This window comes from Nocardiopsis dassonvillei, from assembly GCF_964273065.1.
In the GTDB taxonomy this organism is placed as follows: Bacteria; Actinomycetota; Actinomycetes; order Streptosporangiales; family Streptosporangiaceae; genus Nocardiopsis; species Nocardiopsis dassonvillei_B.
Genome location: NZ_OZ186815.1, coordinates 6,393,143 through 6,418,043 on the forward strand (window position 1 = coordinate 6,393,143; position 24,901 = coordinate 6,418,043).

The window sequence follows — 24,901 nt, forward strand, 5'->3', positions numbered from 1 at the left end:
GCCGACCCCGCCGCGGAGCGGGTCACGCGGTGGGGCCGACCGGGGCGGGGCAGATGGTACGACAATCGTCGAAGTACGATGTACGGCGTATCCCTGCCCGTACCCGCCCCGACGAGTGAGGACCCGCCGTGAGCGCCCTGTTCACCCCGCTGGCACTGCGATCGCTGACCGTCCCCAACCGCGTGTGGATGGCTCCGATGTGCACGTACTCGGCCGCCGCCCAGGGCCCCGAGGCCGGGGTGCCCACCGACTTCCACCTCACCCACCTGGCCTCGCGGGCCGCGGGCGGGGCGGGCCTGGTCATGGCCGAGGCCACCGCGGTGCGCGCCGAGGGCCGGATCAGCCCCCAGGACCTGGGGCTGTGGAACTCCGCCCAGCAGGCCGCCTTCGCCCGGGTCGCCGCCGCGATCGAGTCCTACGGCGCGGTCCCGGCGATCCAGCTCGCCCACGCCGGACGCAAGGCCTCCAACAGGCGGCCCTGGGACGGCCCGGGCGCCGTCCCCGAGGAGGAGGGCGGCTGGGCGACCGTCTCCACCGGAGACACGGCCTTCCCCGGCCTGCCCGCGCCCCGCGCGCTCACCGTCGACCGGATCGAGCAGCTGGTCGGGGACTTCGCCGCGGCCGCCGAACGCGCCCTGGCCGCCGGGTTCAGGGTGGTGGAGGTGCACGGCGCCCACGGGTACCTGCTCAACACCTTCCTGTCCCCGGCGGGCAACGACCGAACCGACTCCTACGGCGGGAGCTTCGAGAACCGCCTGCGCTTCCCGCTGGCCGTGGTCGAGGCGGTGCGGGCGGTCTGGCCCGAGGACCTGCCGGTGCTCTTCCGGACCTCGGCCACCGACTGGCTCACCGAGAACCCCGACGACCCCCGGGAGGGCTGGACCGGCGAGGACACCGTCCGCCTGGCCAAGGAGCTCCAGGCCCGCGGCGTGGACCTGCTCGACGTCTCCACCGGGGGCGTCGCCGCCAAGGCGCGCATCCCCGTCGCGCCCGGGTACCAGGTGCCCTTCGCCGAGCGGGTGCGCGCCGAGACGGGGATGCCCACCGGGGCCGTCGGCCTCATCACCGAGCCCGTCCAGGCCGAGGAGATCGTCGCCTCGGGCCGGGCCGACACCGTGCTGCTCGGCCGGCAGCTGCTGCGCGAGCCCTACTGGGCGCACCGTGCCGCGGCCGAACTGGGTGCCGAACCCCGTTGGCCGGTCCAGTACGGCTACGCCGTCACCCCGCGCCGCCGCTAGGCGGTCCGCTCCGCCGCCCACGGCCTGCGGACCGCCCCGCCGAGCCCCCGTGCCCCGCCCGCCCAGCCGGCCCGGCGGGGCGGGCGCAGGTGCGGGACCGGCCGGGGACGCCCCGGCAGGGGGCCGGGAACTCCCGGCCCCCGCCCTTCCGGACGTCCCGGGGCGGCCGGAAGGGCGGACCGGGCTCACGCCCCGGCCTTCTCCGCCTTCTCGGGGGCGGGGTCCCAGCACTGCACGTGGGGGAGCTCCGGCAGCCGGTCCGAAGTGAACACCGGGTCCAGCCCCTGCCTGCGCTGGTCCGTGTAGTCCTTGAGCAGCTTGACCGCCACACCCGCCAGCGGCACGACCGCAGCCAGGTTGACCAGCGCCATGAAGCCCATGGTGGTGTCGGACAGCGTCCACACCAGCCCGATCGAGCCGATCGAGCCCAGGAACGTCGCCACCAGGAAGATCCACTTGTAGGCGGTCAGCATCCTCCCGCTCGGGCTGAGGAAGCCGACGTTGGACTCGCCGTAGTAGTAGTTGCCCAGCACCGAGCTGAAGGCCAGCAGGAAGATGATGACGGTCAGCGCGTGCACCGCCCAGGTGCCCAGGTTGGCGCCCAGCGCGTCCTGGGTCATCGTGGCGCCCAGGTCCTCGCCGTAGGAGGGGTCGGACACCAGGATGATGAAGGCGGTGACCGAGCAGACCACGAGGGTGTCGAAGTAGACGCCCAGCGTCTGCACCAGGCCCTGCTTGACCGGGTGGCTGACACTGGCGGTCGCCCCCGCGTTGGGCGCCGAGCCCAGCCCCGCCTCGTTGGAGAACATCCCGCGCCGCACGCCCTGGATGATGGCCGTGCCCAGGCCCGCGGCGGCGATCTCGCGCAGGCCGAAGGCGTGGGCGAACATGAGCGAGAGGACGCCGGGGATCTTCTCCAGGTTCATGAGCACCACGGCGGTGCCCAGCAGCAGGTAGGCCAGGGCCATGAACGGGACCAGCAGCTGGGTGACGTGGGCGATGCGCCGGATGCCGCCGAAGACGACGGCGGCGGTCAGCGCCACCAGGGCGGCGCCGACGGCGGCGGGCAGCCACGGCATGGCGTCGGTGTCGGCGCCCATCGCGGAGGCGGACCCGACCAGGGTGCTGGAGATGGTGTTCGCCTGGACCGCGTTGAAGACGAAGCCGAAGGTCACCGTGATGGTGATCGCGAAGACCACGCCCAGCCAGCGCCGGCCGAGTCCGTACTGCATGTAGTAGGCCGGCCCGCCCCGGTACCCGTCCTTGTGGGGCACCTTCCACAGCTGCGCCAGGGTGGACTCGACGAAGCTGGCGGCGCCGACGAGGAGGGCCATGAGCCACATCCACACCACGGCTCCGGGACCGCCCAGGGAGATCGCCGTGGCGACGCCCGCGACGTTGCCGGTGCCCACCCGGGCTGCCGCGGACACGGTGAAGGCCTGGAAGGAGGAGATGGAGCGCCGCTCGCCGTCGGCGGCGTGCGTCGAGCCGCCCAGCGAGCGGAGCATGTCGGGCAGGAGCCGGAACTGCACCAGCCCCAGCCGGACGGTGAAGTAGAGGCTCGCGGCGACCAGCACCACGATGACCAGGGGCCAGAACAGGTCGTTGTTGAAGACGCCGATGGCGTCGGTCAACGCTTGCATGGGAGGGAGGATCACCGTTTCCACAGAGGAGGTCCGTACGGAGGCCCTTCCTCGCCCGATTCGCCCGGAACAAACACGGGGCGACCGCCGGGGCACCTTCTGTCACGGAATCGTTGCCGAGGTGTGGCGGCGCCGGGACGCCTGTGGAGGAGGTCACAGAGGCGCCCCGGCCGTGCCGTCGCCCGGGGTTCCGCGGGGCCGCGTGCGACCGTTGCGGCACCGGACGGCGCGCGGGGCGCTGTACGGTCGAGACGGACGGTTCCGAGTCCCGCCTCCGGCGGACGGAACCCATGCCCGCAACGATGAGGACCACGGTGAACGAGAACGACCGGTACGGGGACGCGGCCCCCGCGCGGGTGACCGCGGCGCAGGTGGACGAGGCGGCCGCCCGCCTCGCCGACGTCATCCCGCCCACCCCGCTCCAGCGCAGCGAACGGCTCTCCGCGCGGTACGGCCTGGACGTGCGCCTCAAACGCGAGGACCTCAACGCCGTCCGCTCCTACAAGGGGCGCGGTGCCCTCAACTTCGTGCGCTCGCTCGACCCGGGGCAGCGGGAGCGGGGCGTGGTCTGCGCGAGCGCGGGCAACCACGCCCAGGGGGTGGCGTTCGCGTGCGCCTCCCTGGGGATCCGGGCGCGCATCCACCTGCCCAGGACCACCCCGCGCCAGAAGCGCGAGCGGGTGACCGCGCTGGGCGGCGCAAGCGTGAGCGTCGTCGTCGCGGGCGACACCTACGACGACGCGGCGGCGGCCGCCCGGTCCGACGCCGAGGTCCTCGGGATGACCCTGCTGCCCGCCTTCGACGACCCGCGCACCATCGCAGGGCAGGGCACGGTGGTCAGGGAGATCGTGGAACAGCTCGGCCGGGCCCCCGACGCCGTCGTCGTCCCGGTGGGCGGCGGCGGACTCCTGGCGGGGACGCTCACCTGGCTGCGCGGGCACCACCCGCGGGTCCGGGTGGTCGGCGCCGAACCGGCGGGGGCCGCGAGCATGGCGGCCGCCCTGCGGGCGGGGCGGCCGGTGGACCTGGACGACCTCGACCCGTTCGTGGACGGCGCCGCCGTGCGCCGGGTCGGCCGCATCACCCACGCGGTGGCGGCCGAGCAGCCGCCGCACCTGGTCGCGGTCCCCGAGGGGCGGATCTGCCGCGAGATGCTGGACCTGTACCAGACCGACGGGATCATCAGCGAACCCGCGGGCGCGCTCGCCTCGGCCGCGCTCGACGCGGGCGTCGGCCTCCCGGAGGGCGCGACGGTCGTGTGCGTGCTCTCCGGCGGGAACAACGACGTGAGCCGGTACGCGGAGATCGTGGAGCGGGCGCTGGTCCACGAGGGGCGCAAGCACTACTTCCTGGTGGACTTCCCCCAGGAGCCGGGGGCGCTGCGCCGCTTCCTGGACGACATCCTGGGGCCGGACGACGACATCACCCGGTTCGAGTACGTCAAGCGCAACAACCGCGAGACCGGCCCGGCCCTGGTCGGCGTGGAGCTGGGGTCGCCGGAGGACCTGGAGCCCATGCTCAAGCGCATGGAGGCCGCCCCGCACCGCATCGAGCGGGTGCAGCCGGACAGCCCGCTCTTCGGCTTCCTGGTCTGACCCCGTGCACGACCGCGCCGCGGAGTCGACCGAGCCGTGCGCAGGGTGCGGGGAAACCCGCACATGGTGGGCGGGCCAGTCCGTCGAGGACGGGCGGCTGCACTGGACACGGGAGTGGTCCTGCGCCTGCGGCCAGTCCTGTGACCGGGGCCGGGGTCCGGCCCCGGCCGGGGTGCGCGAGGCGGTGGCCGCCCGCCACGGGACGCACCGGCTGTCCCTGGTAGACCCGCAGACCCGGAGCGGGGCCATCCCCAAGGCCTTCCGTGACGTGTTCGGCCTGCCCCTCACCGAGGCCGCGCAGGCGGCTGCCGCGCTGCGTGGGAAGGGCTACGAGGGCACCTACCCCGAGGTCTGCCTTCTCGCCGACCTGCTGGCCGAGGCGGGCCTGCCCACCGTCGTCCGCTGAGCCGGGCGCGGCCCACCGTGGCAGGATGGGCTCCCGTCCCCCATCTGAACCGGATGCCTCATGCTCACGGCCATCGGGCTCATGCTGCTCCTCTTCCTGTTCTCCTTCGTCCTGGGCGCCCTTGCCCGGGAGCTGTCACAGCACTGGGAATGGCACCAGCGGTCGTCCCTGCGGTTCGTCCCGTTCCTGGCCGCGGCCTACGAGCGCGAACGCGGCGGGCTCGCCGACGATCTGAATCGCAAGATGGCGGTGCTCGTCTTCGGTGTCATGTCGGCACTCCTCTTCCTGGCCGGTGCGGCGGTCTTCGGTGCGGTGGTGGTGGGCCTGGTCGAGTGGGTCCTTTCCCTGTTCGGAGGCGCGGCGCGCTGATCCCTGCGGCGGGTCAGCCGCCGGGGAGGAGGTCGGGGCGGGCGGCGCGGAACGCGCGGACGAGTTCGCCGTGCCTGGCGCGGGTCGGCCTGATCCGCAACTCGGATCCGTCCAGGTAGGCCCAGTGCGGCAGGTCGACGCTGTGGAGCGGTTCCTCGGTCACCACGTCCACGAAGTACTGCACCCGGCGTCCTCTCTCCAGGTGGGCGTACCCCACGTCCTGGCCCACACCGCGGACCTGCGACCAGGGGACGTGCGCCCGCACTCCGGGGAACGCCCTTCGCGGCTCCTGCACCAGGGTGATGCCGTCGCCGTCCAGGACGACGGCCTGCGCGGTGGTGTAGCGCGGGGCCATCCGCAGCAGCGGGCGGCAGACCAGCCCGAGGACCACCGCGAGGAACAGCATGAGCACGGCGGCCCCGTACTCGCCGAGGACGACCGTCACGCCCGTCAGCACGGTGAGACCGGCGGTGAGGTGGAGGCAGAGGCCGGTCGCCAGGAGCCACCCGCCGGCGTGCTGCCAGCGCATGTCCACCCGCCGCCCGGCGCCCGCAGCCGCGGGCGCGGCCGGAGGCAGAGCGGCCTCGGGGGAGGTGCCCCCGGCTCTGGTCCCCGGCCGCCAGGCATCGAACTCCTCCTCGATCCGCTCCAGGATCGGGCGGTCCAGCCGGAGCACGATCCGGGGCCGCGGCGGGGCCGTCGTCCCCTTCCAGCCGTGACCGGCGGGGACGAGCACCGCCCAACGCACCACGGGGTCGGCCACCCGGTCGGCCCGCTTCAGGTGTATCTCCAGGGTGCGGGCCGCGGAGTTGCCGGTGCTCACTCCGCCGACGACCGCGTGCACGTCCTTCCAGGGGACGAACACCGTGCCGCCGCGCGCCCACCACAGCCGTTCGCGCACGATGCCGACGCCCCGGTCGCCGACCTCCAGGCCCTGGCGGGCCAGGTGGTACGGCCCGGCCGCCGCCAATGCCAGGGCGAGGACCAGCAGCACGGCACCCAGGACCCCGAACAGGGCGAGGTCGCCGGAGGGGTCGTCGACGTTGCCATTGGCCACCGCCGCGTAGCGGGCGCCCGCGGCGAGGCCCACCGGCAGCAGCAGGAGCAGGCCGTAGAGGATCCAGTAGGCGATCCAGGAGTGGACGCGGTCCCTGCGCACGTCCACCCGGCCGGAGCCGGGCGTGGGGGTTTCAGCGGGCATGGTGTTCCTGTGGGGGATCGGGGGCCGACAGGGTGACCGCACCGGACCGGCCCTGTCAGATCCGGGCCAGGACGGTACGGACGGGGTGCCCCAGGGCCTCACCCAGCACGGTGAGCTCCTCCGCGTCGAAGTCGTCCCGATCCGGGTTCCAGAGCGCGATCTCGAACGAGGCCAGCCCGCAGGGCCAGGTGTAGTCCAGGGCGTCGACACTGGTCGCGGCCCCGCAGCAGGGCACCCGCACCGCGAGCCTCGCGAAGTCCTGCTCGGAAAGCTCCTCCATGAGGTCGAGCCACCAGTCGATGTCCACCGAGGCCCCGCACACGGGGCAGCCGATCCGCTCCAGGTTCTGTCCGCAGTCGATGAACACGGGGGAGTCCGTCCACCGGACGCCGACCTGCCGCCCGAGGTCGTTGGCCGGGCACAGCGCGTCCGCCAGGGCTGCGGCGCGGTCCGCCGCCTCCTTCCCGGGCCTCCAGTACGGATCGGTGGGGATCACCGACAGGACGTTCTCACTCACGCCCGCCCCTCCTCCTTCGCGGCGAGGAACCCGTCCAGCAGCCGGAACAGCGTGACGACCGCCCGCTCATCCTCCTCCTTCGTGAGCTCTCCGAAGCGTTCCTCCCCGGGGAAGGCGATGCGGCGCACCTGCCCCGGCCAGCCCAGAGCGCCGGAGGTGATGCCCTCCTGCTCCTCGATCCACTCGCGGAAGCCGTCCAGAACGGAGCCTCCGCGGCGCTCGGCGCAGCAGTCGTAACCGACGAGGAAGACGACCATCCGGTCGAAGGAGGTCCGTCCGGTGTACATGCCCGGCCGCTTGCCCACCAGCGCCAGGAACCCGCGCTCACTCAGAGCCGTGCCGTCGAACAAGGGGACCGCCTTCCATGCGTGGTCGTTGCGCGGCACCCTAGCCCCCGGCGCCGACAGCGCTCCGACTCTGGGTGCGTTCAAGTGGAAGGTGCACCTCCGGCCACCGATGACGGTAACGGTGGTGACGACCGGGAGCACCCAGCGCATCGTGGTCGGTGGGCCTTGGGACGCTCCCCGTGTCCATGGGCCCAGCCACCGTCATGCGTCCTCGGTGCGGTCGTGCAGCGGCTCGTCGTGGTCGGCCTTGCCGGTGGTGCTCGACACAGGCCGGATTCGCCGGGATGGCGGTTGGGATGATGATGTCTCAATAGGGCAGATCAGCGAACCGAAGGGACATCCTGGAACCTTTTCGAGCTGATCTGACGCACCATAAAATTCCAAAGCGCGAATATTCTGATTATTCCTGGACGCCCACCCTTCGCGCGCGTAGATTGCGGTGCACAACCCCCTACCGCGGAGGTACGACCGTGGACATGGTCCAGATCGCCGGTGACTGCAAGGGCGATGACTGCCCGAAGGTGTTCACCACCGACCGGAACTCGATCGTCGTTCAGGGCGACCTGGTCACGAGCGTGGCCAGCCCCGAAGGCGAAGCCGTCGTGGAGATCCCCCGAGAGGTGTGGGAGGAGGCCGCCCGTGCGCTTGGAAGGTGACGCCTGGCGGGAGTTCTTCGACGCCTTTCGCGACTATGCGTTCCGGATGGAGACACTGCCGGTCTACGGAGTCGCCTCCGAGGACGAGGAGTTCAGGCGCTTCCTGGCCGGCGAACCACGGCCGGACGCGGAACTGGCGGACTCACCGTGGCTCCACCGCGTCCGGAGGTTCACGGCTTCAGGGCGCCGCGTGGAACGTGTTCACGTGGTGACGCCCCCGCTGACGGATTATCTGCGCTACGAGATGGAGTGGGGGTACGACTTCAACATCGTGGCGGGCGAGGACGTCCGGATCCTCGAAACGGATGCCCCCGCGGAGCTCCCGTTCGCCGCGCACGAGGACTTCTGGCTCTTCGACGACACCCATGTCGTCCTCATGCGGTACGAGGACGACGGAACACAGATCGACCGCATCCTCCTCCAGGACGCGGACGTCTCTGACTACGTCGCACGCAAGGACGCCGCGCTTCGGATGGCGACCCCTTACGAGAAATACAGGGCAAGACTGAACACCTAGTGCTGGAACCGGAGAGCATCGACGGGCGCCGCGGAGAACTGTCCAAGGCGCTCCGACGCCTGCGCAAGAGAGCCGGACTCACCGGCGAGCGACTCGCTTCCAGCGTCGGAATGAGCCAGAGCAAGATCTCGAAGATCGAGACCGGAAAGCTGGTCCCCTCCTCTCTCGACCTCGAACGGATCCTCCGCGTCGTCAAGGCGACCCCGGAGGAGCTGGCGGAGATCTCCTCCCTGGCGCGGGTCGCCAGCACGGAATACCAGAACTGGCGCGCCTCGCTGCGTCGCGGACTGCACCACAAACAGGCGGAGCTCGCCACTCTGGAAGCGACGTCGTCGACCTTCCGCTACTTCCTTCCCGCTATGATCACCGGTCTGCTCCAGACACCCGAGTACGCCAGGGCGAGTCTGGCAAGCCTGCCCGGAGACCATACGCGGGCGTTGATGCGACGGTTCGAGCGACAAGCCATCCTCTACGACACCGGCAAGGAATTCACTTTTCTCCTGACCGAGCAGGCACTCAGGTGGCCTCTGTGCGGTGCGGCGGCGATGTCGGTTCAGCTCGAACGGATCGCGGCGCTTTCAGAATTGCCCAACGTCAGGGTCGGGGTGATCCCGCTCGAACGGGTCGTGATACCCGAAGGTCCTCTGTCCACATTCACTGTCTACGACCAGGTGCTGGCCACGGTCGAGACGTTCACCGGGGCACTGCTCATCCGCTCTGCCCAGGACGTGGCCCTCTACGTCGACACCTTCCGGGTTTTCGAGGAGAACGCCCTGTTCGGTGACGAGGCGAGAAATTTCTTGCGCCAATGCGCACAAGCGTTCCGTGGCTGATGTTCTGGTTCGGAGTGAGCGGGCCGTTGGCTCGGGTCCCGTTGTGCCCAGGCGATTTTATTCTTTAACGGGAAACCCGTGTCTTGTCCGTTGTTCCGTGTATAAGCTCTGAATTGCTTCTTCGTTAACGGGCGCCGGGTGTCTTGCGATGGCGGGTGTGATGGAAAGAGTGATTCCCCTCCAGGTGGAATTCGGTTCTCGCGCGCCCGATTTCAGCTTCCAGTGCATGATCAGGAGCGGGTTGATATGAACAATCTTGTCAAGCAGAGCGCTCGCGCCCTCCTGTTCGACGAGCACCGGCGGCTGGTGCTCATCAAGCGCACCAAACCCGGGCAGGAGCCTTACTGGGTGTCCGTGGGCGGCGGGCTGGAGCCGGAGGACGCCGATGTCGAGGCGGCGCTGCACCGCGAGGTGTTCGAGGAACTGGGCGGAAAGATCGACCGGGTTCGCCAGGTCCTGCTCATCACCGACGACCTTCCCGAGGGCGTGGGCCTCCAGCACGTCTTCGTCGCCCGACTGCTCTCCGTCGACCCGGAGCAGCGCACCGGGGCCGAGTTCACCGAGCCCGGTCGCGGCACCTACGAGGCGGTCGCCGTTCCCGCCACCCATGACGCCCTCGCGGACATCCGCCTCCTGCCGCCCCGGCTCGCCGACTTCCTCCAGGCGAACCTCCACGGCCTCCTCACCTTGGTGAACCAGGGCGACGAAACCTGACCGGGACGGGACGTGATGACCGGATTCGTCAGCCTCAACGGCCCCGACAACAGCGGCAAGTCGACGCAGGTGCGCATGCTCGCCGACAGTTGGGAGGGGTTCTACGACCTGGGCCCAGTCCACCGGCACGACCCGGTTCCGTGGGCCCGGGTGTCGGAACAGGACTACGCCACCTGGTGGTTCGCCACCTCCACCACGGAGGAACTGACCGCCATGCTGTTCGCCGGCCACGCCAAGCGGGCACGGGCGCTGTCTCCGGGAAGGACCGGCCTTCTCGACCGCGGCTGGTACATGCTGCTCGCCACGGCGATCGCCACCTGCGCCGTCAAGGAGTCAGTACCGATCACGGAAGCCTGGCACCGGGTCGGGGCTCTCGTCGGTACCGAGGAGCCCGAACCGCGCGAGGTTTCGGTTCTGCTCCTGCCCTCAGCCGACACCGAACGCAGCATCGCCATCGCCCGGCGCCGCGATCACAGTCCGTGGACCGGAACCTACCTCGACTACCAGAGGCACCTGCACCACGTGCTCCTGCGCATGGCACACCAGGACGTGTTCGCCGAAGTCGTGTCCGACGACCTCCTCGATGCCGACGAGACACACGTGCGCATCCGCCGGGCCCTCCTCTCCCGAGGGATCGGCGCCCCCGCGAACCGCTGACCGTGAAGGACGGACCACCCCCGTGACCCCTCCCGGCTTCTTTCTCGACGAACCCCTCGAACCCCTGACCAGCCGACTCCCTCCCAAGGAACGCGAACGCCTCCGGGAAGTGGCGGCCGGACTGCACCACACGAACCACCTGCTGTGGACGGCCGAAGACACGGTCCGGGGCAGCGCACTCGCCGCGCCGCAGGTCGCCGACGGCAAACGCACCATCGACCGGCTCAACATGGACCGAGTCCGCCACACCGAGCGCCTGGACGAAGTGATCGGCGCGGCCTGCCCTCCCTGCGACGGGACCGCGCCCCTGCACACCGAATCCATCGGCTCCGTGGTCGACCGGATGTCGGTGTCGGTGCTTCGACTGCACCACACGCGGCTGGCGGCGGACGACGACCCCGGCGTCCGGGCACGCCTGACCAGGGTGGAAACACAGCTCCAGGAGGTGGGCGAAGCGCTCCGACTCCTCGCTGAGGACGTCGCGGCCGGTCGACGGCGGCTCCCCCATGGGGCGCGGTTCAAGCTCTACGGCACCACCGTGCGCACCCGGACACGTCCCGTGCCGAGCCCCCATCTGCCGCGGGTCATCGCACTGGGCGGCCTGAGCGAGTGCGGCAAGACCACCTCCGGGATCTTCCTGAACCGGGACGAGGGCGCCGCACGGTTCAAGATCGGCTACCTCATCACCCAGGCCGCCGCCCGTCAGGGCCTGGCCGACCCCTACGTCCTCTCACCGCAACGGCAGGCCGAACTCCTCCTGGACGAACTGAACCGGTTCGCAGACGCCCATCGGGGCATCCGCCTGATCACCATCGAATCCGTGCACAGGGCCGAGTCGATCGCGGCTCTCAAGGAGATGATGGGCGAACTCCTCCACGTGGTCTACATCGACGCTTCCCGTCCGCTGAGGCTGGCACGGTCGGGAGGGGACGAACGGGCGCTGGAGGAGAAGGACCGTGTCAAGACCGGACGGGGCGCGGACCGGATCCCGGCCGATGCGGTCCTGGACAACTCCGGCAGCGTGATCCGGCTGCACAGCAGGTTGCGCCACCTGGCCGTACCTGCGGTCGGTGCTCGGTTCAAGCTCCTTCCTCCCCAGGAGTTGGCCCTGCCTCCGGCGGTTCGGGCGGCGACAGCGCGGCTCACCGATGCGCTGTCGGCCCTTCCCGACGACCGCTGCCTGGCCGCGTTGACCGGCAGCGCGGCCCACGGTGGTTGGAGGCAGGGATGGTCCGACATCGACCTGCTCGTGTTCTCCGAGGAAGGACACGGTGAAGAGGTGAAACGGGTGGTCGAGGCCTACCGGGTCGCCCTTCTGGCCCAGAACGGTATCCACTTGGGGGCGACGCTCCTGCCCCTCGCCGAAGCACAGGCTCGACGTCTCCCCAATCGGGTGCTCGCGGCGCTGGTCATGCTCCAGGAAGGCGCTCCCGCCCTCCTTGCCGGCCCAGGGCTGAGGCTCCCGGTGATCTCACGGGCAGAAGTGGAACGAGCGACTCCCGCCGCCCTGGCCGACGTGGTCGCCACCACCCGGCGACTGCTCCACGACCCCGGCCGGGGACGGATCCGTCCCCTGTACAAGCACGTGGCCCTGATCTGCCGACTCCTACTCAGAGAACAGGCGGTCTGGGTGGACGGAGGCGACGCCGTCACCGAAGCACAGAGGCTGCTGCCCGACCTCGGATCCCTCGGACTTCCGCCCGTGGACGAGGTCATCGCCGCCCACCGCGAAGGGGTGGACCGGCACCGGGTGCTCGGAGCGATCGAGGCGGCCGCCGACCGGCTGCTCGCCTGGCACCGACGACAGTGCGCCGCCTGAACGCGACCAGGAGAGGAAAGACATGGAAGCCGTGACCGGGGAAACCGGATTTCACGCCGAGATCGTTCCCCGCCTGGACGCCGGGCCCAAAAGCCGCCCCGAGCGGGTACTCCACGCTCTGGACGGTACCCGCTCCGCTGTACCGCCTGCCGAGCTCACCGACGCCGGGCAGCTTCTGTGGGAGTCCCTGCGACACAGGCTGCCCTCAGCCGTGCGCGCCGACGCGGTCCTGGGCCTGGACGCGGGCGGGATCGTGCCCGCCCTGGCCCTCAGCCTGGCGTCGGGGCTGCCCTACAAGCTCGCGTGGAAAGTGCGCGTCCCGCTTCCCGGCGCCGTGCACTTCGTCGAGGGCCACGCCAACCGGCCGAACGTGTTCGCCTACGGCATCACCCCGGGGCAGAGTTACCTCTTGGCCGACGACGAGGTGACGACCGGCGTCACCCTGGTCAACCTCGTCCAGGCCCTGCGCGCGCAGGGAGCGCACCCGCTGGCCGCGGTCTGCCTGGCCGAGGACACCCGGTACAGCGCCAGATCCGTCATCGAGGAACTCGGCATCCCCCTGGTCTCCCTCACCCGGATCGGGCAGGAGCGATGAGCCCGCCGGTGCGGCGCCACTGGGGTGGGACCGTCTACACACCGGGGCAGGTGCGCAGTGAACCCCTCGGCTACTACCGCGAAGTGTTTCCTGTCGGCCGGGCGCTGCCCGAACCCCCGGACCATCTCCTTCGGCGAGCCGTGGAACGGTGCGGTCAGGTCGTGGTGGCCTTCGACGGCAAACTGGGGGACTCGCTCCTCGCCTTCGGTGCGGTCGCGGCGGTCACGGACGCCCTCGCTCTCAACGGCCGGATCGTTCCCCTCCGCCTGGTGGGCCGGTACGGGCGGCTCTACCCGGTGACATCCTCGGCTCCCTCTCCACGGCGTTCCTCGCCCCGGTTGATCCTCGGTGACGAATCCGGTGTGGCACTGGCGCAGCCCAGGGGAGAAGACCACGTACTGGTCTGCCGCCCGGAGAGAGCCCGCTGTTTCCACGACGGCCGACACGCCCACCCCTTCCTCCCCGCCCGCTACTACCTGGAGGTGGAGCGGGGCGTCGGCGCCCGTCTGCCCGGTGAGCCGCCGTTCCTGGCGCCCCTGTCCCGGGACGGCGGAGCCCCGGCCAGGGGAAGGCTGACGGTCGCTGCCGTCATCGCCACCAGCCGCCCCGACCGCAAGGACTACGGAGCTGAGCGCTTCGCCGCCGCCGCTCGGATCATCGGTGAGCGAACCGGGCGCCGCGTGCGGCTCCTTCTCATTCCCGGACGTGAGGAGAGGGCTCCCCGACCACTGGAAGCCGCGGATGGTTTCGAGGTGGAGTGGGCGGTGGACATCCCGTTGGAGGAGCTGGCCGCACTGTTCGCCCGGTGCGACGTCGTCCTGGGCAACGACACCGGCCTCACCCATCTGGCCGCGCTCAGCTCGGCCAGAGCCGAGGTCGTCGGCCTGTACGGAAGGCATTCCCACAGCAAGTGGCGGACCGGATTGAGCCGCCACCACGCCCTGGCCACACCCTTCTCCGAGCACATGCACCGCCGGGACCTGTGTCCCGTGCGCGACGGCCTGGACGAAAGGGACGCACCGCGGTCTCCGCTGTCCTCGATACCTTCGGCCACCGTAGCGGAAACCGCCGTCCTCGCCCTGAATCGAGGAACTCCGTGAACACTCCGGCGTTCTTCCCGCGGATCGGACGGCCGCTGAAGCACACCCGAAACCGGCTCTACCCGATCGACACCCCGAGGCAAAGCCTCATCGCCAAATGCATGCCCGACCACGGCGAGGCCCGCGCGGAGGCGGCAGGTCACCGGCTCCTGCGCGAGTGGTACCCGGTGCCCGCCCTGTACCACCACATCCGGCTCCCGGGACGCTCGGTCCTGGTGTACGACAGGCTGCCCGGCGGTCCTGACCGCGGGCTCCTCCTCGACCTGCTCAACACCCCCGATGACGGAGACCACGCCGCTCTGGACGCCTACATGGCGGAACTGGCGGCCGCTTACGCACAGGTTTTCGCGAAGACCGCCGAACTGACCCCACCGGAGGCCGTCGTCGGGAAGCTGTACCGGGACCGCGCCGCCCCGGGCGGACGGCTCGACCGCTACTACGCCGGACGCGATCTGCCGCTGACCGACACCGAGACCGGGCCGAAGGCGAGCGACCTGGCCCGGACGGGCCTGTACGTCAACGGACGCCACTACAGGCTCGACTGGGAGGGAACACGCACCTGGCTGCGCAACGCGTTCGACGCCCCCGTCTGGAGCGCGATCAGCCAGGGGGACCCGACCGACGTCAACCTCGCGGCGCCCTTGGCCTGGCTCGACTACGACACCGCCGGACGCAACGCCATCGCGGGAGAGATCGCCAATTTCAGCTTCCACACGGCCGTCCTCGGAGGCTGGCTGGTCCCCCTCCTCAACCCGGATGCGTTCGTCCGGCACCCCGCCACCTTCGACCGCATGCCCGCGAACACACCACGGATCAGCGCACGCCTGCGTGAAGACGTACTCCATATCCGCTTCACCGACCGGCTCTCCGCCACACGGCGGCTCGCTCTGGACCGCTACTGGGAACTGTTCGTCCACCCGATCGCGGCCCGGTGCTTTCCCGGAGAGTCCCTGGCCCAGGCCCTTGGCCCCTACCTGGCGATGCGCATCATCGGCGTCTTCGACCTCGCCCGTATGACCGTGGAACAGCGGCTGTACCTGCTGGCCAAACTCGCCCTGTGCGCGGCTCCCGACTTCTCCCCGCAGCGCTTCTTCGACCTGGCGGAGTCCTCATGCCCTACTCCTTGAACGGCCGCCTGGCCCTAGTCACCGGAGCCACCGGCGGAATCGGCTCGGCCATTGTCCGCGCTCTCGCCGCCAACGGGGCCCGAGTCGCTCTGGCCCACTTCAACGACCCCCACGGCGCCGAGCACCTCGCTCAGGAGATCGCCGTCCGAGGGGGAGCAGCCGAAGCCTTCGACGCGGACCTGCGCTCGCCCGCCGCGCCGGCGGAGCTCTACGCGCGCGTCCATGACCGGATGGGGCCGCCGGACGTCATCGTCACGGCGGCCGGCGACTACCCCCGCACTCCATATGCGGACCTCACGCAGGGGCGCTGGTCTGAGTGCCTTGCCCTCAACCTGACCGCCCACCACCTGCTCGCCCAGGCCGCTGCTCCAGGGATGATCTCCCGGGGGCACGGCCGTCTCATCGGCATCGGCAGTGTGCTCGCGGCCGCGGGCAGACACGACCTCGCCGACTACATCGCGGCCAAGGCCGGACTGGAGGGCCTCACCCGTGCCCTCGCGCGCGAATACGGTCAGCACGGGGTCACCGTGAACTGCGTGGCTCCGGGGTCCATCCGCGTACCCGCTGAAGAGCAGGTCGTTCCCGACCCCGAAGCCATGGAGAAGCGGCAACTGGCCCGGCAGTGCGTCCGCCGCCGCGGCCGACCGGAGGACGTCGCCTCCGCCGTCGTCTTCCTCGCCAGCGAGGAGGCCGGGTTCATCACCGGCCAGACCCTGCGAGTCGATGGAGGATGGGTCCTTGGCTGACATCCACTTCATCCGCCACGCCCACTACACCGGGCACAGGCCGGGATACCACGCACCCGACGACGCCGAACTGTCCCCCGAGGGGCGTCGGACTGCGATCGCCGCGGCCGGGTCGCTGCCCACGGTCGCCGGTATCGTGTCCAGCCCCTTGCCGCGTGCACTACAGACGGCCGGGCTTCTCGCCGAACACTCCGGAACGCCCTTGCTGGACGTGCTCCCCGAACTCCGAGAGTGGCGCAGCTCGACCACGGTTCGAGGGATCTCGCCCGCCGACCTCCCTGAGGACTACGCCGCGTGGAGGTCGAGGCGTGCTCTCGATCCGACCAGCCGTTACGGGGACGGGGAATCAGAACGCGAGCTGACCGAGCGGGCCGCGAGAGCCGGTGAGCGTCTCAACGCCCTCGCCACCGAATACGGTCCCGTCCTCGTCGTCTCCCACAAGATGCTCCTGCGCGCTCTGGACCGTTCCGAGGTTTCGGTGTTCGATCCGAACCACTGGGATGAGTGGGGTTTCCTGGAACTTCGCACAGCCGAGGAGATCCGGTCCGTTCACCGGAGGAGGACTACATGGCGGACGACGTACGCACCATCACCCAGGAGCAGTGGCGGCAGGCGGAGTTGATCTGGGAGTACCACCTCATGCGCCATGAGGTGCGGCGGTGCGATGCGGCGATCGCCCTGGGCTGCAACGACATCGGTGTCGCTTCCTATGCCGCCAAGCTCTACCTTGCCGGGTACTTTCCCACCCTGGTCTTCACCGGAGCCAACAGCTCTGCGACTGTCGAGATCTTCCCACGAGGGGAGGCGGTGCACTTCCGTGAGCGGGCGCTCGAACTCGGCGTTCCCAACGCCGCGGTGCTGGTGGAGCCGGAGGCGGCGAACACCGGCCAGAACATCGCCTTCTCCCGAAAGGTCCTGGAGAAGAACGGGATCGCCCCTACCTCGGTGTTCCTGGTCTGCATGCCCTACATGGAACGGCGCGCCTTCGCCACCGCGCGCAAGCTGTGGCCCGAGGTCGAGGTGGTGTGCGCCTCCGCGCCGCTGAGCCTGGGCGACTACGTCAAGGAGATCGGGGACATCGGGCTCGTCATCGACATGATGGTCGGCGACCTGCAACGCGTGATGGAGTACCCCGAACTGGGCTTTGCCATTGAGCAGGAGGTTCCCCTCCAGGTTCAGAACGCCTACGAGTCCCTCGTTGCCTCGGGGTTCGACAGTCGGCTGATCCCGAGCTGACCTTGCTTGGCCGGACCGGGCCGGGCCGGGGGCGAAGGCCAGCTGGGGCGAGCCGGAGATCGGTGTTCACGGCCCATGAGCCGCGGAGGCCCGACGGGGAAGAAGTTAGTGTCGGGGCATGGTCTCTGATCCCACGGAATCCTTCTCCCGCCCCCGGGTCGCCGCCGGTGTCCTGTTCTTCGATCACCTCGGCCGGGTCATGATGGTGGTCCCCTCCTACAAGGACTACCGGGACCTCCCCGGCGGCTACATCGAGCACGGAGAGACACCGAGTCGGGCCGCCGCCCGGGAGGTGAAGGAGGAACTGGGGATCACCCCACCCCTCGGGCGGCTCCTGGTCGTTGACTGGGCACCCAACCGGTCCGAGGGCGACAAACAGCTCTTCGTCTTCGACGGGGGAGTCCTCGACCAGGAATGGCTGGACCGGATCGTCCTCGACCCGGGCGAACTGACCGGGTACGAGTTCCACGAGGTGGCCTCGATCGCAGAGGCCACCATCCCCCGGCTCGCGCGCAGGATCACCCACGCTGCGTACGCCCGCGAACAGGGCACGGTGGTCTACCTGGAGAACGGAGAAGTGCCCGTGTAGGGAGTCGGTCGCCTCTGTTGGCCAGGGATCGGGGAAGCGCTGGCCTGGCTTCTCAGGACAGAGGTGCGGTTCGGAGGAAGGCCGACCACTCGGATGCAGGAAAGGGGAAGTGTCCGTCGCCGGGGTTCTTGGAATCCCGAACGGCGGCCCCTGCGGGCAGGTCGGCGACCTCGACGCATTCCTGATCCTGTGCGCTGTAGCTGCTCTTGCGGAACTCCAGCTCGTTGGGTGTCACGTGCTCTCCAGGGACTTCAGGACGTCTTCGATCAGCTCGAACGACAGGGCGGTCGACAGGGCGACCCCCTGAACGTTGCTGAAGGCCACGTTATATTGCTCCACATCTTCCGTTTGGTCCATATAGAGGCCGTCGACCGCGGTTCCTACATACACCAGGGGAGGGTCGATGGGAGTGGGGAAGTCCAGGATGGTGAACGGTCCCGCGAGGGCGAGGTGGGCGCCCGCCGAATAGGGCAGCACCTGGATGTCGATGTGGTGGCGCAGCGCCATGTTCTTCAGGTATTCGAGCTGATCCCGCATAACGGCGGGGCCGCCGATGACCCTTCGTAGAGCCCCTTCGTCGATGACCGCGATGAAGTGCGGCGGCTTGATCCGGTTGAAGATGCTCTTGCGTTCCATGCGGGCCTGTACGCGACGTTCGACGTCGGTTTCCGGTAGGACGCGACCGGCGCGGAAGACGGCTGCCGCGTACTCAGGGGTCTGGAGAAGCCCGGGAAGGGTGAGGCCTTCGAAGCGGCGGATCATGGAGGCTTCCGCTTCGAAGTCGGGTAGGGCGTTGCCACCGAAGATGTCTTTGTAGCTGGACCACCACCCGGTTTCTTTGGACTCCCGGGTCAGCTTGTGAAGTGCTGAGCGTACGTCTTCGGTGGTGTTGTAGAGGTCGGCGAGGGCGTCGATGTCCCGTGTACGGATGCGTCGGGCTGTGGCGTTCTCGATGCTGCTGAGGGTGGACAGAGGGACCCCGGACCCCTTCGCGGCGGCGGCCAGTTTGAGGTCATGCGCTTCGCGTAGGCGGCGGAGTTCTCGGGCTAGGCGACGGCGGCGCACGCTGGGGCTGATCGGGCTTTGCATGAGGGGATCCTATGCCCAAGAGAACTCAGATTTCGAGTTGAAGTGGTTGACCGCTCAGAATCTGAGTTGCACTATGGGGATGGCGGTGATCGGCGGGTGACGGAGAGCTCTCGTTGATCAAGCTACGACCTGCCCGTGCTCTGCACTGCTGCAATCGTGAAGATCTCCCGACGGGCAGAGAATCCCTGTTTCCTCCACCTGTGCAAGGAGTGTGTCCGTCATGCCCGAAACCGTCCACGACCCCCGCCTGCACCCGGCCCCGGTGGCCGGGATCGCGACGGTGCCCCTGGCCGCGTTCGTCCGGCCCGGCCACCGCCACTACTTCACCGGCACCTGCGAGCGTGCCCCCTACCGGCTGCGCCGCTACGCCTTCCCCGGCCTGGGCGAGGTGATGCCGCTGGTGCGCGCGTTCCTGGACACCTGCGCCGCCCACCGCGACCCCGACTACCGGTACCTGTTCACCCTGCTGGGCTCGGAACTGGCCGCCAACGCCGTCCGCCACTCCCTGTCCGGACGTCCGGGCGGCCACTACACGCTGCTGGTCCACCGCAACCGCCACGGCCTGCACCTGACCTGCCGCGACCTGGGTACCGCCTCCGGTGAGGACACCCGCCTGGCTCCCGGACGACTCCCGGCGGAGGCGGAGGCCGAGACGGGGCGCGGTCTGGCCCTGGTCGACGCCCTGGCCACGGACTGGGGCGACAACGGCTACGCCCGCTACCGCACCGTGTGGTGCTACCTCGCCTACGACCTCGAAGGAAGCCGCTGGAAGGAACCCGCCCCCGTGGCCTGACACCTCCACCCGGCCCCCACGACGAGGGGCCCGGTACGAAGACGGGCCCAGAAGGCGCGCCAACGCCTTCTGAGCCCTTGATCCCGAACTCCGGCCTGCGAAAACCAAGAAACCAGGATCCGATGCGCCACCCTATCCCGCGGCCGCGCCGCTGTGACGACACCCGACCCACCCCGCTCCCGCCGCTGCCCCGGAGGCGGCCGCTCATCGGCCCGGTCTGCCCGGCCTGCGAGCACCCCTCCTGCCGGGCCCGCCGCGCCCAGCGCCTGCCCCGCCTGGGCGGGCACCGCACCGAGTTCGCCCCCGAACACGCACGCGCCGCCGCCGTCCAGGCACAGCACCCCGACCTGATCGTCTACTACGGAGAGGCCACTCAGTCCTTCTGGGCCATCACCCCCACCGGCCTGCTGGAAGCCCCCGACACCAACGCCCTGCTGCTCGCCGTGTGGCGGTACACGGCATCGACCGAACGTGCACGGGTGCCGGTGTTCACCTGAACCGGCTGACCGACTCGACCTCCACCGGTGCCGTGCTCTGCGGCGCCACCCCGCTCGGCTGTGCCCGGAGGGCGGCTGACCGCCGGTCGTGGGCGGGGTGGTGCCGCTGTGGTGCACGGGAAGAGCACGCCTGGCCGTCTGCCATTCGCGATCGGACCTCTCGCAGACCGCGTTCGGGAAACGTCCTGGTCACCGGCGTTCGACTCGGATCCACCCACCCCGGATGTGCATTCTCGGCCGAGGCCTGACAGGCTTCCACCACCGTGCGCCCGGGTGGGAAGCGCAGCCCCGACGGCCAACGACACCCACCCGGCGTACGCCGTCACGGGCGCGCGGAGGGGCCCGTAGGCGGGGCGGGACGGCGCGGTCGCCGCACCGCCCCGCCGACCGGGCGCGGCGCTCAGCCCCACCCGCGCACGGCGATGGCCGACCGGGGCCGAAGGACCGGGCGGGGTGCTGCTCAGCTCCCGGCGCGCACGGCGACGGCTGCTCGCGCAGGAAGCCGCCGACCGGCCCGGGCCTCAGGCCCGCGTGCGCACGGCGACCGCGTCGACCTCGAAGAGCATCCCCGGCAGCGCCAGTCCCGCCACACCGAGCAGCGTCTGCGTGGGCGGCCGGTCGCCCCAGGTCCGGGCGATGCGGGCGGTGAGCACCCCCAGCCGCTCCAGGTCGAGTCCCACGGCGTAGGTGCGCAGCTGGACCACGTCCCGCGGGGTGACCCCGGCGGCCTCCAGGGCCGTCTCCAGGTTCTCGAAGGATTTCTCCACCTGCTCCGCGAAACCGGGGGAGGTGACCCCGCCCTCGGCGTCGGAGGCGTACTGACCCGCGACGAACACGAACTCCTCCGTGCTCGCCAGGTGGCTGTAGCCGAACCCGGTCGGGTCGTGCAGGGCGGCCGGGTTGAGGATGGTGTGGCTCATGGTTCTCTTCTCTCTCGTTGTTCCTGGTGTTGTTCAGTGCCCGAACCGCGGGGCGCGATCCGGGGGACCGGGACGGCCGTGAGGGCCAGTGCCGCCACCAGCAGGACCCCCGCCAGGCCGAGGGCGCCGTTCAGCCCCGCCGCGTCCAGCGCCAGTCCGCCGCCCAGCGCGCCCAGTGCGATGGCGGCGTTGAAGGCCGCCACGAACAGCGAGGTCGCGCCCTCGGCCTGCTCCGGCGCGGCCCGCAGCATCCAGGTCTGGAGGCCGACAGACACGCCCCCGTAGGCCAGCCCCCAGAAGCCGACCACGAGTGCGCCCGACCACGGTGCGCCGACCGTCGCGAGCAGCGGCATCGCCAGCACGAGGCCCCCGGCGACGGCCCTCAGCACCCTGCGGACGCCGCGGGTGGCGAACATCCCCGCCAGGAAGTTCCCGGCCAGTCCCGCCGCGCCGAACAGCAGCAGCGTTCCGCCGACCTCCGCGGCGCCCATCCCCGTCTGTTCGTGCAGCAGCGGCCGGACGAACGTGTACGCCGTGAAGTGCCCCGCCACCAACAGCAGCGTGAGGACCACCCCGAGCCGGACCGCACCGTTGCGCCGGAGCAGACCGCCCAGGTCGGCCGGTCGCAGCGACCGCTCCACCGGCAGCGGCGGCACGGCGGCGAGCACCCCCGCCAGTGCCACGAGCCCCAGCAGCCCCGCCGCACCGAACACCGCGCGCCACCCGTACGCCTCGGCCAGCAGTGTCCCGAGGGGGATCCCGGCCACCGAGGCCGCCGAGACGCCGCTGAAGATCACCGCCGTGGCCGTGCCGACCCGGTGGGCCGGCACCAGACGCGGCGCCAGTCCTCCGGCGAGGGCCCAGAAACCGCCGATCGCCGCACCGATCGCCACCCGTGCCGCCAGCACCGCGCTCAGGTTCGGGGCGAGGGCCGTGACGAGGTTCCCCGCGACCAGCAGGGCCAGCAGTCCGGCCAGGAAGAGCCGCCGGTCGATGCGTCCCGCCACGGTCGCGGTCAGCGGAGCGGCCGCCGCCGCGACGAGGCCGGGCACGGTGACCGCCAGACCCGCCCGGGCCTCGTCCACGCCCAGGTCCCCGGCCATGGGGGTGAGCAGGCCGACGGGCAGCAGCTCGGTCGTCATCAGGGCGAAGATGCCCAGGGCCACGGCCGCGACGGCCGACCACCCGCGGATCCCGCCCGGCGCCTCCTGCACGGCAGAGGTGGCGGCCTCGGTCCGGCTCATCGACGCCTCCTTTTCCAGTGTTCTCGGATATTTGATATCGATAATTGCTGCACGGTGAAACCTCCGGTGCTGAAGAGGTGGGGGAGCGGCTAGCGGAGCCGCTCGCGGGTGGCCGGTGCCGTCTTCGGGTCCCGCTGCTCCACGGTGCGGCGGATGTCGGCGACGGTCTGTCCGGCCAGCTCCGCGCGCCAGGCGAGTTCGGCCCTGCGCATGGCCTGGGAGATCGTGCAGGTCCGCCGGTAGTCGACGTCCGGCCGCCCGCCGGGGCCGTCCTTGAGGATCTGCCGGCAGCGGAAGGCGTCCTCGGGTCCCTCGATCGCGGTGACGACGTCCAGCAGGGTGATGTCGGCCGGATCGCGGGCGAGCCGGAAGCCGCCGCGCGGTCCCGTCGTGGAGATGAGGACGCCCGCCCGGGCCAGCGCCTGGAGGTGCTTGCTCAGGTAGGCCGTCGGCAGGGAGAAGACCTCCGCCAGTCGGGCCGCGGGCACGGCTTCACCGGGGTCCGTCCAGGAGAGGTTGACGCAGGTGTGCAGCGCCCACTCCACTCCCTCGCTCATCTTCATGATCCCGGATGTTATATGTCTTGAATAGGTCGGGGCAACCCTCCGGCACCGCTCTGCTCCGGACGCCCGTGCCGGGGCCCCGTCCCCACCTCGTTCACCGGTCGCCCCGAGGGGGCTCGTGGGGGAGAGCGGTCCGCGGGGCGCACCTGCGGTCCCGCCCGGCGCCGGACACCCGCCGGGCCCTGCGGCCACCGCGGCCCGCGCCACGCGTCCGCCCCGGGAGGAGCACACCGTACTCCGGAAAGCCCCCGCCTGCGGCGCGATCCCTCCGGCCCCAAGCCCCCGGGCGGCGCACCGGTCGGCGGCCCGTTCCCCTTCTTCCGGGCCGGTGCTCCCGTCCGGCCCGAGGGCGCGGTGCCCCGGCGCCCCGCACCGGCACGACGACGGCCCCGCACCCCTCCGCCTCGGCTGTACCGCCGTGCGGATCGGGTACGGGGCCGGGACGGGCTCCGCGGGGTGGTCCCGTCCTACTCCTTGGGCCGGTTGTCGATGATGCGGCGGAACTTGCCCACCGACCGCTCGATCTGCTCCGGGTCCACGACGTCCACCGTCACGCTCACCCCGACCCGGTCCTTCACGGTCGCCGTGATCTCCCGGGCCAGCGCCGCGCGCCGGTCGGCCGTGCAGTCCGGCGCCGCCTCGATCCGCACCGCCATGCGGTCCAGGCGGCCCTCCCTGGTGAGCACCAGCTGGAAGTGCGGGGCCAGCCCGTCCAGGCCCAGCACGATCTCCTCGATCTGGGTCGGGAACACGTTCACCCCGCGCAGGATGATCATGTCGTCGCTGCGCCCGGTCACCTTGTCCATCCGCCGCACCGGCCGGGCGGTGCCCGGGCGCAGCGTGGTCAGGTCGCGGGTGCGGTACCGGATGACCGGCATGGCCTGCTTGGTGAGCGAGGTGAACACCAGCTCGCCGTTCTCCCCGTCGGGCAGGACCTCGTGGGTGACCGGATCGAGCACCTCCGGGTAGAAGTGGTCCTCCCAGATGTGCAGCCCGTCCTTGGTCTCCACGCACTCGTTGGCCACGCCCGGGCCCATGACCTCCGACAGCCCGTAGATGTCCACGGCGTGGATGTCGAACCGCTCCTCGATCTCCACGCGCATCTTCTCGGTCCACGGCTCGGCGCCGAAGATGCCGATCTTCAGGGACGTGGTGCGCGGGTCGATTCCCTGGCGCTCGAACTCGTCCAGGAGGGTCAGCATGTAGCTGGGCGTCACCATGATGATCTCGGGCCGGAAGTCCTGGATCAGCTGCACCTGCTTGGCGGTCTGCCCGCCCGACGCGGGGATGACGGTGCACCCGAGCTTCTCGGCGCCGTAGTGCGCGCCCAGCCCGCCGGTGAACAGCCCGTACCCGTAGGACACGTGCACCTTGTGGCCGGGGCGCCCGCCCGCGGCGCGGATGGAGCGGGCCACCACGGTCGCCCAGGTGTCGATGTCCTCGCGGGTGTAGCCCACCACGGTCGGCTTGCCGGTGGTGCCGCTGGAGGCGTGGACACGGGCGACCCGCTCCTGGGGGACGGCGAACATGCCGAACGGGTAGTTGTCCCGCAGGTCGGCCTTGGTGGTGTGGGGGAAGTGCCGCAGGTCGGCGAGTTCCTTCAGGTCCTCGGGCCGCACGCCCGCCTCGTCGAACTTCTTCCTGTACAGCGGCACGTTGGTGTAGGCGTGCTCCAGGGTCCACTTCAACCGGTCGAGCTGGAGGGCGCGCAGCTCGTCGACACTCATGCGCTCGGCCGGGTCCAGGAGCTCGGGGGCGGGGGCCTCGCCGAGTCGGGGGGTGGTACCGGTGACACCGGTCGACCGCCGGATGGTGTCGTGGCTCGCCATATGAGACTCTCCGTGTGCGAGTGCGCGGTGTGCCGCCGGGTCGACGCCCGGGAGGGTGGTG

Annotated in this window: 29 protein-coding genes; 19 read left to right on the top strand and 10 right to left on the bottom strand. The window is 70.7% G+C overall.

What is annotated here, in order from left to right:
- The first annotated feature begins 128 nt into the window (after positions 1 to 128).
- The gene (locus ACSUPR_RS28320) at positions 129 to 1,238 is read left to right on the top strand and encodes an NADH:flavin oxidoreductase/NADH oxidase (RefSeq protein WP_436888017.1); all 1,110 of its coding nucleotides are present in this window, start codon (positions 129 to 131) and stop codon (positions 1,236 to 1,238) included.
- Positions 1,239 to 1,423: 185 nt separating this feature from the next.
- Here ACSUPR_RS28320 and ACSUPR_RS28325 read toward each other — a convergent pair whose 3' ends face one another.
- On the bottom strand, positions 1,424 to 2,881 hold the full coding sequence (locus ACSUPR_RS28325; RefSeq protein WP_436888019.1) for an alanine/glycine:cation symporter family protein: 1,458 nt from the start codon (positions 2,879 to 2,881) through the stop codon (positions 1,424 to 1,426).
- A 314-nt stretch (positions 2,882 to 3,195) separates the two neighbouring features.
- Between ACSUPR_RS28325 and ilvA the strand changes: the two genes are divergently transcribed.
- The 3 genes from ilvA to ACSUPR_RS28340 are packed head-to-tail and all read left to right on the top strand — an operon-like array spanning position 3,196 to position 5,251.
- The gene (gene ilvA, locus ACSUPR_RS28330) at positions 3,196 to 4,476 is read left to right on the top strand and encodes a threonine ammonia-lyase IlvA (RefSeq protein WP_436888020.1); all 1,281 of its coding nucleotides are present in this window, start codon (positions 3,196 to 3,198) and stop codon (positions 4,474 to 4,476) included.
- A gap of 4 nt (positions 4,477 to 4,480) precedes the next feature.
- Positions 4,481 to 4,882, top strand: a complete 402-nt coding sequence (locus ACSUPR_RS28335; protein WP_436888022.1) for a hypothetical protein — start codon at positions 4,481 to 4,483, stop codon at positions 4,880 to 4,882.
- Between the two features lie 60 nt (positions 4,883 to 4,942).
- Positions 4,943 to 5,251 carry a hypothetical protein gene (locus ACSUPR_RS28340; protein WP_436888024.1) on the top strand — a complete coding sequence of 103 codons (309 nt, stop codon included), beginning with the start codon at positions 4,943 to 4,945 and terminating at the stop codon, positions 5,249 to 5,251.
- A gap of 13 nt (positions 5,252 to 5,264) precedes the next feature.
- Here the strand turns inward: ACSUPR_RS28340 and ACSUPR_RS28345 are convergent, their stop codons facing one another.
- Genes ACSUPR_RS28345 through ACSUPR_RS28355 form a run of 3 tightly spaced genes read right to left on the bottom strand, consistent with a single transcriptional unit; the run spans position 5,265 to position 7,400 of the window.
- On the bottom strand, positions 5,265 to 6,452 hold the full coding sequence (locus ACSUPR_RS28345; protein ID WP_436888025.1) for a hypothetical protein: 1,188 nt from the start codon (positions 6,450 to 6,452) through the stop codon (positions 5,265 to 5,267).
- 55 nt (positions 6,453 to 6,507) lie between these two features.
- Positions 6,508 to 6,969: a hypothetical protein gene (locus ACSUPR_RS28350; RefSeq protein WP_436888026.1), complete on the bottom strand. Its 462-nt coding sequence runs from the start codon at positions 6,967 to 6,969 to the stop codon at positions 6,508 to 6,510.
- On the bottom strand, positions 6,966 to 7,400 hold the full coding sequence (locus ACSUPR_RS28355; protein ID WP_436888028.1) for a hypothetical protein: 435 nt from the start codon (positions 7,398 to 7,400) through the stop codon (positions 6,966 to 6,968). Before ACSUPR_RS28355 ends, ACSUPR_RS28350 begins: the two co-directional genes overlap by 4 nt.
- A 392-nt stretch (positions 7,401 to 7,792) precedes the next feature.
- Between ACSUPR_RS28355 and ACSUPR_RS28360 the strand changes: the two genes are divergently transcribed.
- The 13 genes from ACSUPR_RS28360 to ACSUPR_RS28420 all read left to right on the top strand — a co-directional run bounded on the left by ACSUPR_RS28360 (position 7,793) and on the right by ACSUPR_RS28420 (position 17,905).
- Positions 7,793 to 7,972: a hypothetical protein gene (locus ACSUPR_RS28360; protein ID WP_436892171.1), complete on the top strand. Its 180-nt coding sequence runs from the start codon at positions 7,793 to 7,795 to the stop codon at positions 7,970 to 7,972.
- Complete coding sequence (locus ACSUPR_RS28365) at positions 7,956 to 8,489, top strand: DUF6879 family protein (RefSeq protein WP_436888030.1); 534 nt, start codon at positions 7,956 to 7,958, stop codon at positions 8,487 to 8,489. The genes ACSUPR_RS28360 and ACSUPR_RS28365 overlap by 17 nt, the downstream gene beginning before the upstream one ends.
- Positions 8,489 to 9,322 (top strand): helix-turn-helix domain-containing protein, encoded by an 834-nt coding sequence (locus ACSUPR_RS28370; RefSeq protein WP_436888032.1) that lies wholly within the window; start codon positions 8,489 to 8,491, stop codon positions 9,320 to 9,322. The genes ACSUPR_RS28365 and ACSUPR_RS28370 overlap by 1 nt, the downstream gene beginning before the upstream one ends.
- A gap of 246 nt (positions 9,323 to 9,568) precedes the next feature.
- Entirely contained in the window at positions 9,569 to 10,036 is a 468-nt protein-coding gene (locus ACSUPR_RS28375) for an NUDIX hydrolase (protein WP_436888034.1), read from the top strand.
- A gap of 15 nt (positions 10,037 to 10,051) precedes the next feature.
- The gene (locus ACSUPR_RS28380; RefSeq protein ID WP_436888036.1) at positions 10,052 to 10,693 is read left to right on the top strand and encodes a hypothetical protein; all 642 of its coding nucleotides are present in this window, start codon (positions 10,052 to 10,054) and stop codon (positions 10,691 to 10,693) included.
- 22 nt (positions 10,694 to 10,715) lie between these two features.
- The gene (locus tag ACSUPR_RS28385) at positions 10,716 to 12,512 is read left to right on the top strand and encodes a DUF4254 domain-containing protein (RefSeq protein ID WP_436888038.1); all 1,797 of its coding nucleotides are present in this window, start codon (positions 10,716 to 10,718) and stop codon (positions 12,510 to 12,512) included.
- Positions 12,513 to 12,534: 22 nt separating this feature from the next.
- Complete coding sequence (locus tag ACSUPR_RS28390; protein ID WP_436888040.1) at positions 12,535 to 13,107, top strand: phosphoribosyltransferase; 573 nt, start codon at positions 12,535 to 12,537, stop codon at positions 13,105 to 13,107.
- A gap of 140 nt (positions 13,108 to 13,247) precedes the next feature.
- The gene (locus ACSUPR_RS28395; protein ID WP_436888043.1) at positions 13,248 to 14,207 is read left to right on the top strand and encodes a glycosyltransferase family 9 protein; all 960 of its coding nucleotides are present in this window, start codon (positions 13,248 to 13,250) and stop codon (positions 14,205 to 14,207) included.
- Positions 14,204 to 15,334 carry a hypothetical protein gene (locus ACSUPR_RS28400; RefSeq protein ID WP_436888044.1) on the top strand — a complete coding sequence of 377 codons (1,131 nt, stop codon included), beginning with the start codon at positions 14,204 to 14,206 and terminating at the stop codon, positions 15,332 to 15,334. Before ACSUPR_RS28395 ends, ACSUPR_RS28400 begins: the two co-directional genes overlap by 4 nt.
- Positions 15,319 to 16,080 (top strand): SDR family NAD(P)-dependent oxidoreductase, encoded by a 762-nt coding sequence (locus ACSUPR_RS28405; protein ID WP_436888046.1) that lies wholly within the window; start codon positions 15,319 to 15,321, stop codon positions 16,078 to 16,080. The genes ACSUPR_RS28400 and ACSUPR_RS28405 overlap by 16 nt, the downstream gene beginning before the upstream one ends.
- Entirely contained in the window at positions 16,073 to 16,702 is a 630-nt protein-coding gene (locus ACSUPR_RS28410; RefSeq protein ID WP_436888048.1) for a histidine phosphatase family protein, read from the top strand. Before ACSUPR_RS28405 ends, ACSUPR_RS28410 begins: the two co-directional genes overlap by 8 nt.
- Positions 16,648 to 17,316 carry a YdcF family protein gene (locus ACSUPR_RS28415; RefSeq protein WP_436888049.1) on the top strand — a complete coding sequence of 223 codons (669 nt, stop codon included), beginning with the start codon at positions 16,648 to 16,650 and terminating at the stop codon, positions 17,314 to 17,316. The genes ACSUPR_RS28410 and ACSUPR_RS28415 overlap by 55 nt, the downstream gene beginning before the upstream one ends.
- A 118-nt stretch (positions 17,317 to 17,434) precedes the next feature.
- Positions 17,435 to 17,905 carry an NUDIX domain-containing protein gene (locus ACSUPR_RS28420; protein ID WP_436888051.1) on the top strand — a complete coding sequence of 157 codons (471 nt, stop codon included), beginning with the start codon at positions 17,435 to 17,437 and terminating at the stop codon, positions 17,903 to 17,905.
- A gap of 52 nt (positions 17,906 to 17,957) precedes the next feature.
- On the opposite strand, the gene ACSUPR_RS28425 is transcribed toward ACSUPR_RS28420, so the two are convergent.
- Positions 17,958 to 18,140, bottom strand: a complete 183-nt coding sequence (locus tag ACSUPR_RS28425; RefSeq protein ID WP_436888053.1) for a DUF397 domain-containing protein — start codon at positions 18,138 to 18,140, stop codon at positions 17,958 to 17,960.
- Positions 18,137 to 18,994 (bottom strand): helix-turn-helix domain-containing protein, encoded by an 858-nt coding sequence (locus ACSUPR_RS28430; RefSeq protein WP_436888054.1) that lies wholly within the window; start codon positions 18,992 to 18,994, stop codon positions 18,137 to 18,139. Before ACSUPR_RS28430 ends, ACSUPR_RS28425 begins: the two co-directional genes overlap by 4 nt.
- Before the next feature lie 220 nt (positions 18,995 to 19,214).
- Between ACSUPR_RS28430 and ACSUPR_RS28435 the strand changes: the two genes are divergently transcribed.
- Both ACSUPR_RS28435 and ACSUPR_RS28440 read left to right on the top strand, forming a co-directional pair.
- Positions 19,215 to 19,787 (top strand): ATP-binding protein, encoded by a 573-nt coding sequence (locus ACSUPR_RS28435; RefSeq protein ID WP_436888056.1) that lies wholly within the window; start codon positions 19,215 to 19,217, stop codon positions 19,785 to 19,787.
- A 122-nt stretch (positions 19,788 to 19,909) separates the two neighbouring features.
- On the top strand, positions 19,910 to 20,284 hold the full coding sequence (locus ACSUPR_RS28440) for a hypothetical protein (RefSeq protein ID WP_436888058.1): 375 nt from the start codon (positions 19,910 to 19,912) through the stop codon (positions 20,282 to 20,284).
- A gap of 521 nt (positions 20,285 to 20,805) precedes the next feature.
- Here the strand turns inward: ACSUPR_RS28440 and ACSUPR_RS28445 are convergent.
- The 4 genes from ACSUPR_RS28445 to paaK all read right to left on the bottom strand — a co-directional run bounded on the left by ACSUPR_RS28445 (position 20,806) and on the right by paaK (position 24,840).
- A complete protein-coding gene (locus ACSUPR_RS28445; protein WP_436888060.1) occupies positions 20,806 to 21,204 on the bottom strand; it encodes a RidA family protein in 399 nt (132 codons plus the stop codon).
- The gene (locus ACSUPR_RS28450; RefSeq protein WP_436888062.1) at positions 21,201 to 22,448 is read right to left on the bottom strand and encodes an MFS transporter; all 1,248 of its coding nucleotides are present in this window, start codon (positions 22,446 to 22,448) and stop codon (positions 21,201 to 21,203) included. The genes ACSUPR_RS28445 and ACSUPR_RS28450 overlap by 4 nt, the downstream gene beginning before the upstream one ends.
- 89 nt (positions 22,449 to 22,537) lie before the next feature.
- Complete coding sequence (locus tag ACSUPR_RS28455; protein ID WP_436888064.1) at positions 22,538 to 23,011, bottom strand: RrF2 family transcriptional regulator; 474 nt, start codon at positions 23,009 to 23,011, stop codon at positions 22,538 to 22,540.
- A 467-nt stretch (positions 23,012 to 23,478) separates the two neighbouring features.
- On the bottom strand, positions 23,479 to 24,840 hold the full coding sequence (gene paaK / locus ACSUPR_RS28460) for a phenylacetate--CoA ligase PaaK (RefSeq protein WP_436888066.1): 1,362 nt from the start codon (positions 24,838 to 24,840) through the stop codon (positions 23,479 to 23,481).
- Positions 24,841 to 24,901 lie beyond the last annotated feature (61 nt).

What these genes read in the sequence shown, in the direction of transcription:
- ACSUPR_RS28445 (WP_436888060.1), bottom strand. Translation starts at nt 21,204, where the DNA reads ATGAGCCACACCATCCTCAACCCGGCCGCCCTGCACGACCCGACCGGG.
- ACSUPR_RS28405 (WP_436888046.1), top strand. Translation starts at nt 15,319, where the DNA reads ATGCCCTACTCCTTGAACGGCCGCCTGGCCCTAGTCACCGGAGCCACC.
- ACSUPR_RS28345 (WP_436888025.1), bottom strand. Translation starts at nt 6,452, where the DNA reads ATGCCCGCTGAAACCCCCACGCCCGGCTCCGGCCGGGTGGACGTGCGC.
- ACSUPR_RS28435 (WP_436888056.1), top strand. Translation starts at nt 19,215, where the DNA reads ATGCCCGAAACCGTCCACGACCCCCGCCTGCACCCGGCCCCGGTGGCC.
- ACSUPR_RS28325 (WP_436888019.1), bottom strand. Translation starts at nt 2,881, where the DNA reads ATGCAAGCGTTGACCGACGCCATCGGCGTCTTCAACAACGACCTGTTC.
- ACSUPR_RS28375 (WP_436888034.1), top strand. Translation starts at nt 9,569, where the DNA reads ATGAACAATCTTGTCAAGCAGAGCGCTCGCGCCCTCCTGTTCGACGAG.
- ACSUPR_RS28450 (WP_436888062.1), bottom strand. Translation starts at nt 22,448, where the DNA reads ATGAGCCGGACCGAGGCCGCCACCTCTGCCGTGCAGGAGGCGCCGGGC.
- ACSUPR_RS28455 (WP_436888064.1), bottom strand. Translation starts at nt 23,011, where the DNA reads ATGAAGATGAGCGAGGGAGTGGAGTGGGCGCTGCACACCTGCGTCAAC.
- paaK (WP_436888066.1), bottom strand. Translation starts at nt 24,840, where the DNA reads ATGGCGAGCCACGACACCATCCGGCGGTCGACCGGTGTCACCGGTACC.
- ACSUPR_RS28380 (WP_436888036.1), top strand. Translation starts at nt 10,052, where the DNA reads ATGACCGGATTCGTCAGCCTCAACGGCCCCGACAACAGCGGCAAGTCG.
- ACSUPR_RS28420 (WP_436888051.1), top strand. Translation starts at nt 17,435, where the DNA reads ATGGTCTCTGATCCCACGGAATCCTTCTCCCGCCCCCGGGTCGCCGCC.
- ACSUPR_RS28390 (WP_436888040.1), top strand. Translation starts at nt 12,535, where the DNA reads ATGGAAGCCGTGACCGGGGAAACCGGATTTCACGCCGAGATCGTTCCC.
- ACSUPR_RS28430 (WP_436888054.1), bottom strand. Translation starts at nt 18,994, where the DNA reads ATGCAAAGCCCGATCAGCCCCAGCGTGCGCCGCCGTCGCCTAGCCCGA.
- ACSUPR_RS28415 (WP_436888049.1), top strand. Translation starts at nt 16,648, where the DNA reads ATGGCGGACGACGTACGCACCATCACCCAGGAGCAGTGGCGGCAGGCG.
- ACSUPR_RS28440 (WP_436888058.1), top strand. Translation starts at nt 19,910, where the DNA reads ATGCGCCACCCTATCCCGCGGCCGCGCCGCTGTGACGACACCCGACCC.
- ACSUPR_RS28340 (WP_436888024.1), top strand. Translation starts at nt 4,943, where the DNA reads ATGCTCACGGCCATCGGGCTCATGCTGCTCCTCTTCCTGTTCTCCTTC.
- ACSUPR_RS28360 (WP_436892171.1), top strand. Translation starts at nt 7,793, where the DNA reads ATGGTCCAGATCGCCGGTGACTGCAAGGGCGATGACTGCCCGAAGGTG.